General features: G+C 46.2%; 8 protein-coding genes and 1 pseudogene. 4 read left to right on the top strand and 5 right to left on the bottom strand.

The window, feature by feature from the left end; genetic code table 11:
- Window positions 1-254: 254 nt before the first annotated feature.
- From J0895_RS25710 to J0895_RS26925, 4 genes and pseudogenes are all read right to left on the bottom strand, one after another.
- Window positions 255-1,438 (bottom strand): annotated as a pseudogene (locus J0895_RS25710) (RNA-guided endonuclease InsQ/TnpB family protein); the annotation flags it as partial.
- Between the two features lie 1,073 nt (window positions 1,439-2,511).
- Window positions 2,512-2,847, bottom strand: coding sequence for a hypothetical protein (locus tag J0895_RS06030; protein WP_207087208.1), 336 nt, complete (start codon window positions 2,845-2,847; stop codon window positions 2,512-2,514).
- Between the two features lie 258 nt (window positions 2,848-3,105).
- Window positions 3,106-3,600, bottom strand: coding sequence for a hypothetical protein (locus tag J0895_RS06025; protein ID WP_207087212.1), 495 nt, complete (start codon window positions 3,598-3,600; stop codon window positions 3,106-3,108).
- A complete protein-coding gene (locus tag J0895_RS26925; RefSeq protein ID WP_207087207.1) occupies window positions 3,554-3,820 on the bottom strand; it encodes a helix-turn-helix transcriptional regulator in 267 nt (88 codons plus the stop codon). The genes J0895_RS06025 and J0895_RS26925 overlap by 47 nt, the downstream gene beginning before the upstream one ends.
- A 778-nt stretch (window positions 3,821-4,598) precedes the next feature.
- Here J0895_RS26925 and J0895_RS26270 point away from each other — a divergent pair.
- Together J0895_RS26270 and J0895_RS06015 are read left to right on the top strand one after the other, a co-directional pair.
- Window positions 4,599-4,733: a hypothetical protein gene (locus J0895_RS26270; RefSeq protein ID WP_277989788.1), complete on the top strand. Its 135-nt coding sequence runs from the start codon at window positions 4,599-4,601 to the stop codon at window positions 4,731-4,733.
- Between the two features lie 18 nt (window positions 4,734-4,751).
- A complete protein-coding gene (locus J0895_RS06015; RefSeq protein ID WP_207087206.1) occupies window positions 4,752-4,916 on the top strand; it encodes a hypothetical protein in 165 nt (54 codons plus the stop codon).
- A gap of 546 nt (window positions 4,917-5,462) precedes the next feature.
- Here the strand turns inward: J0895_RS06015 and J0895_RS06010 are convergent.
- Window positions 5,463-5,672 carry a hypothetical protein gene (locus J0895_RS06010; RefSeq protein ID WP_207087205.1) on the bottom strand — a complete coding sequence of 70 codons (210 nt, stop codon included), beginning with the start codon at window positions 5,670-5,672 and terminating at the stop codon, window positions 5,463-5,465.
- Between the two features lie 226 nt (window positions 5,673-5,898).
- On the opposite strand from J0895_RS06010, the gene J0895_RS06005 reads away from it, so the two are divergent.
- Both J0895_RS06005 and J0895_RS06000 read left to right on the top strand, forming a co-directional pair.
- The gene (locus J0895_RS06005; RefSeq protein WP_207087204.1) at window positions 5,899-6,198 is read left to right on the top strand and encodes a hypothetical protein; all 300 of its coding nucleotides are present in this window, start codon (window positions 5,899-5,901) and stop codon (window positions 6,196-6,198) included.
- A gap of 4 nt (window positions 6,199-6,202) precedes the next feature.
- The gene (locus tag J0895_RS06000; RefSeq protein WP_207087203.1) at window positions 6,203-6,529 is read left to right on the top strand and encodes a hypothetical protein; all 327 of its coding nucleotides are present in this window, start codon (window positions 6,203-6,205) and stop codon (window positions 6,527-6,529) included.
- Window positions 6,530-6,651: the final 122 nt, after the last annotated feature.

Here is a 6,651-nt window from a genome sequence, read left to right as displayed (position 1 = left end):
TATCCATATGGACTTGCTTACGGGCTTTGGGCTAAGGTTGCTGAAGGCTTTCCGCTTTTATCCCCGCTTTACGGATTGAGGGCTAGTCGCTACCGTAGGGGATATGCTTTCACCTGAACGTCTCAAGGATGAGGCTTGGGGTTTCTAGGTTAGTTTCCCTCACTCATAAGGTTATGTAGTTGTCATCTGTTAAGGATTAAAGTGCGTACTCTACCTTTCGGTTACTTAACAGGTGCCGGTCATCCCCCTATTGCTAGGTTTCGACCGAACGAATCGCACTTATAAGCCGCGTTTATGTCTCTATCGTGCTTCGTTTGACATTTTTCACACTGCCAAATCCTTACATCAAGGGTCAGGCTTCTTACTTGATTAAGGCAAACATTGCAGGTTTTGGAGCTAGGGAAGAATCGGTCTACTTCAAGATAGATTTTCCCTGATTGCTCTGCTTTATAGCTCAACATAGTACAGAATTGACCCCACCCGACTTGGCTAATTGCTTTGGCTAGGCAGTGATTCTTGACCATGTTTTTTACGGCTAGATTTTCTACCACTATGACTTGGTTTTCGTCTACTATCGAAGCGTGATAGTTTGTGGTGAAAATCTGACCTGCATCTGGATATTTTGTTATGTACCCCAGCTACTTGCTTCCGGGCTTTATTGCGGTTGTTAGAGTCTTGAAGCCTCCTGGATAGCCGCTTCTGTTTTTTTCTGAGGTTCTTTTCATGTCTGGCTAACCAACGGGGGTTGTCAAACTTAGACCCATCGGACGTGATAGCAAAATGAGTTAACCCTAAATCAATACCTACCGCTTTACCTTCAGCAGTTTTTTCGGGGATATCTTCCCCGTCATCAACTATAGCGACCCTAAATCATTTTGACAATGGATCCAAGCCCGAAACCCTAGGAGTGCGAGCATCTTGCTCGCTTTCTTTATGTCAAATTCATTTAGACGCGCTATAGGACAGAGGCAAAGTATTGACATGAGGCATTCATTGACACCGTGACTGTTCTGATTGCCCCCTGGCGGATAGGTCTGTGTAATCTGGCATGAACAATCCCCATCTTGGGAAATTTGATACCATCTTCTACGATAGAGACATTTTGAGGATAGCTGATAGATTGATTACTGTGCTTTGATTTGAACCTTGGGTATGCGGATCTCCCCTCAAAGAAGTTGATGAAAGCCCTAGACAGGTTTAAGGCAACAACCTGTAAGCATTGAGAATAAGGCTCTTTCATCCATTCATGCTCTTTCTTGAGATTAGTTATCTCTTGAAGAATGAAGAAGCGACCTAAACCCTGGACTGTAACCTTGTAGGTTTCATTGGTAAGATTGAGAGCGTAGTTCCAAGCGAATCTACAGCAACCGAAACTTTGAGCAAGATGAAGTTTTTGCTCTGTGGTTGGATAGATTCTGTACTTGGTTGCTCTCAACATTACCGTAAATCATTTTTGTGGTAATATCATAACACAATAATCCTTGTGATTGTCAATTTTCAGGGCATCGAACCCTTTAATTGACTTGAGGGGTCCATGTATCCCGACGCTGACCGTTCAGGTACATCGCGGGACTTATAGCCCCTCAAACTACCCAGAAGTTAACAGGTTCCTGGGAACCAAAATCCCATAAGCATTCCGCGCCTATCCAGAAGTTAAAAAACTCGATCGCTGCATTAACCTAGATTGGTTGGATCCGAATAAACCTGATTTATGGTCAGACTCCCTAAATTGAGTCAATGCTACAGAACAGGGGCGTCTAGTTTTGGCGCCTCCCTTGACCCCTGTTCTATAGCATTGATTCCATTCCCTGAATTGAGTCAATGCTATAGAACAGGGGCGTCTAGTTTTTGGGGAGATCGCACTCATCCGAGTATCCCTAAAATTACCCGGGTCGATTCCCTTGATGCGATCGCATTCACAACTTGGGTCAGTTTTTTCTTGGGGACGTAGCGGCGGCGGATGAGATCGCCGGAGTGCCAGAGATACTGATAGTAAGGTCCCGTACAGCCAGCTTTGTAACTGGCACTCGTTTTGCTCTTACCGAACGAGTCCCGATATTTGTACTGAACTCCGATTCACCCAGATGATCCAGGTTTTCCATTGTGTTTCCGTTGATCACTTAATTCGAGTTTTCCGCTAGATATAGCGGTTCTTGCCGCTGCAATGACAGTAGATATGGTATTTGGTAAGCATAAGCACCTCTATATGAGTCAGTCTCCCTAGGTTGTCTCCCCCAAAGTTCCCGGTACGGTCCTTGCACGGCTTACCGGGAATATCATTTTTTTTGCCGAAAGTCGAGTTGAGCGGAGTCATTTCCGGTCTATCCCCGCAAAACCGCTTGATTTTTCCAATGCTATAGAACGCTCGATTAGATCATCTGACCCGCGCTTGTGTTCTATAGCATCGAAACCAAGAGGGTCCCCGGGGATTGATGCGATCGCCCTCTCGGCTGAGGGAATTTCATCATTAGATTTACTAATACTTGGACCCCTCCCCGGTGAGGCGTCTGATCAGTTCAGTTGATGGAATTGAGTGTCTACAACCTGTGTAGACTCAGGTTTACTTATTGATTGACCCTCTCCTGGGGTTGAAATTCTCCCACCGGTGTCATCGAGGAGAGGTGCAAAATCCGGTGATGAATCAGGTATGCTTATAGGGGTTACCTGAGTCACTTCCACATCACTTGCCCGTTCTTCCTCCCAGGAGCGAGTATCTCCCTTTCTGATTTCAGTGGGTATGTCTGAATCGCCGTACATGACATCGTAAGCCCAATCGGGTTTACCGTCCTTGGACGGCGATTCGTATTTACTGAGGTCAAATAAGTTGAGTTGACTCGGATCACTCATGACAACAATCCCCTGATTCCAACGAATTGCAAGTCATGATGCCACCATGACCACTCCAGACACTGAATTAACCAGCCACAGGGATTGGTGATTTTTTGGTGACCGCCACGCTCATAGAAGTGCGAGATCGCTCTGTTGACTTCCTCCACCGAATACCCAAAAACCTTGGCCGGTTTATCTGGGGAAAAATGGATTCCGTGGTCAGCACAAACCTTGATGATTTCGGTCTTGTTAACCTCCTCAAGACTATTGCTGCTGCTAGACCTGTCCGTGACGTACTCTGGGTTTGAAGGGTCTGAATCGCAAATTGAATTCTGATGGCGCAAGTTTTTTTTTCGGTTTGGGTTTGGGCGGCATCAAGTAGTTGATCGCACGGACGATGACTGGGTGAATAGCCCAATGACCAAAATTTTTCAATGCTCGCACGATTCCGCATTCGGCAAGTTTTGAAAAAGCCTCTTTGACGGTTTGACGACAATAGCCTTTGCCACGATGCCGTGCAACCCAGTTATTGAAAACCCTGAGATCCGGTTCAACTGGCTTGTCTAAGGTCTTTGTCTCCTCTAGCCACTGCCATAGGTATTGGGCGGCGGGGGGAAGTTTCTGTCGCAAGCTGTAGGCCGCGTGTTTTTTAGTCCACATAGTTTTTGTCAATGCTATAGAACACCCGCCGCCGATCGTGACGGCGGGTGAGTTTTTAAATTCATCATTCGGGCTTCGGGGGTGAGATGTCATCGGGAATGCCCGAAACATCAATCTGCATCCATTTACAAATCTGCTTAAGAGGGACTCTCAAGGAACGAGCAAGGGCTGCCGCCCTATCAAGTCTGGGAAGGGAAGCACCGTTTTCCCAATCACGAATATTCCGATCAGATACTCCAACCTGTCGAGCCAGCTCGGGCTGAGTCAACCCGATGCTTTCACGTTGAATTCTCAATGGAGATTTTGGTTGTGTGTTGTTGTTATGCACCATAATAGCAGAAGATAACTTCCGGAAGTTTTCTTCTTGTCCAAAACTGTCCAGAGGAAGTAAACTTCCGGTATGAACACAAGAAAACGGAACGAGATTACTGGCTACTCGCGTTACACCCGCAAAAGTCAGCTAATCCAATATGTGGAAGGGACCTTACTCGAAACCTTTATTGATGAGGATCTCCCAGAGACACAGCGTTCAGAGTCCTCCTCCCAGGGCGATCGCACCGAGAGTTCCCCAGTGGCGATCGCATCTGGGGAGATCAACCCAGAGGGACCCAGATCCACCCAGATCAACCCAGATCAATCCCAGGTCCCATCACTTCCCAGCAAAACTGATCAGTACGAGAGTTCCCTAAGTATTCCAGAGTTATCCCGCAGTCATCCTAAAAGGTCCCCCGGGTCATCCCCGGGTCATCCCTCGGTTATGCCAAAGTTATGCCTGGATCATCCCTTGGTTATGCCAGAGTTATCCCCGGGTCATAACCCGGTTATGCCCAATTCAGGCCCGGGTCATGCCCGGGGAATGATCGACCGATACCCCCAAAATCCACCTCAAATCTCAGGCTCAAGCACTGAGATTAAACCGCGATTGACTCCACGAGCAAAAGTTCCATCACTTTTTAAAAACCGTTTCAAGTCAAGCTACTGGATTGCTTTCGGTCGGATTTGGGCCGGCATTAATGGGCTTAAACCCCTAACACGAGGGCGAGTGCATATCCAATTCGCTCTCCTTTGGAACTGTGCCCCGGCGATCGGATTAGAGGGAGGGTGCTGATATGGTGCAAAAAAAAGTCGAATTTAAGGGGACACCTGATGACTTTGACCGCTTGATTGAAGCGATGAAGTCGGAAGGGTTAGACGTTCAAGTGCATACAATTATTCCCATTGAATTAGAGGGGAGTGAGTTTTAGTTTAGTGTGATTCAAATTTTGACAATCATCAGACTTGCCAGTGAATTAGCAAGTCGAACACAAATGACAACCGAGGAAGTGGAGGCAACTTTTTTAGCTGCTGCTTGTGCCGAAGCATCTTCACTACATCAATCCGATAACCTGCAATTACTTGACCGTTTTTACGGTTGTTTTAAACGGTAATTTTTGAAGTTTTACAGAGAGATTGTCACCAACTTGTATAATTAATGCAATCCCTTTACAATCCCTGGAACCCTTGCAAATAAAGGTTCTAGTCACTTGTTATACACGATATCTCACTGGGTACTTCAGGAAAAATTACCACCGGACTCATGCTTCTAAATTCCCTTGGTTAGTTGTGTCTTTTGACTCTGAAGGTTATCAGACTATTCATGCCCGTTTAATTAAACGGAGAGATGCAGATAACGTCTTATCCGCTGATCGCCGGATGCACCCGTCAAAAGAGTTCAAACTACTCTATCAACCTAAAACCTAATTCCCTCTAAAAATCAAGGGACCTAGGTTAATAGGTCCCTTGCGCTGAATCAATTATGTTCTATTAGTTCAATTTTACCATGACTACAACAATTGTGAAAGTGCCTAGCTGTTGGATGATTTGACTCCCGGGGAATCGTTGGGTTAACTTAGCCCTAATTGCAGATGTTCAGTGTTCGGATACCGCTTGCGAGTGTGAAGTTACTTGGGCCAGTGGAGAGAAAACCAAATTTATCAACGAGCAAGCGGTCTATTTGGTCGAAGCGCTTGCAGAGTCTCAAAACGCAATAGAGGAAAGGGTTTCTCGGATTTTGGTTCCCTAATTTCCGCCTGATGACCGGCGATCGCTTTAATGGCGATCGCTTTAATGGCGATCGCCTGATCCACTGCTACCGATGGATCGAAACACTCCCCCCCTGGGAGTGTCGCGGGGAGATAGCGCAATCAACCCGCCCGGGTCTATGACACGGTGCCGCATGGCAGTAACTCAGGGTCTTGACACTGAAATAGACCTTAAAGGTTTTCTTATTTCGTGGATCAGGTTACTGCCATATCGCGGCTATCCCCTTTAGAGGCTTGACATAGAATTGTTAACCATTCGGGAGATTCGTGGCCCTAAAACAGAGGGGGAAACTAGCGTAATTACTCCCTAAAACAACCTTGAAAATTTATGGACAAGACAACGGTAATCATTGGCAACGACGTTAGTAAAGATAACGTCGTTGCCTGTTGCCTAACAGAGGAACCTTTTAACCTCAAACTGTACTCTAAGGAAAACAAAGAGTCATTCCCTCGGTTATATTCTAACCGTGATGGGATAGCCGAGTTACTCGCTCTCAAAGCTGACTGTGTAGTGCTAGAGCCCACGGGGGTGCATTATTCCTGGATCTGGGCTCATATCCTGAAAAGTCACGGGGTCAAGATTCTCTGGGTAGGTCACTCGGAGGTTGCTTTCTTGGCGCAAGTCTAAAAAATTGCCAGATAAAAATGACGAGGCTGATGCCCTTGCACTAGCCTCCTATGCCTTAACCAATTGGAATTATCCAGAGGCATTTTTGGGATATGAGCATGAGAGATTTATTATCCCCATGAGAGAGTGTTGCCTACAACTACAAAACTTGAATCGGATCCAAAATCCGATTATCAACAGGTTAAGGCAACAGTTAGCGCGTGAGTTCCCAGAAGCAGCACTAAAAAACTCGCAACGGGGTCCCGATGGTCAGATACCCCTATTCTGTTTTATCGCCCAACGTCAGCGAACGGTTAAAAAGGATCAGGGTTATTACCGAGAATCGGCGTAAAGCCCCCGGATTTATCCGTGGGGATATGAGCCGACCGTGTTAAAATAGTAAAAGCGAGTAAGAATAATCATCTGCGTGATTATTGTATTCTAGTCTTCGGTGAAATTCCGGCACAGTAAGTC

This window comes from Phormidium pseudopriestleyi FRX01 (genome assembly GCF_017313335.1).
In the GTDB taxonomy this organism is placed as follows: domain Bacteria; phylum Cyanobacteriota; class Cyanobacteriia; order Cyanobacteriales; family Laspinemataceae; genus Laspinema; species Laspinema pseudopriestleyi.
Note: the sequence above shows the minus strand (reverse complement) of the source record. Positions and strands in the feature narration are given on the sequence as shown.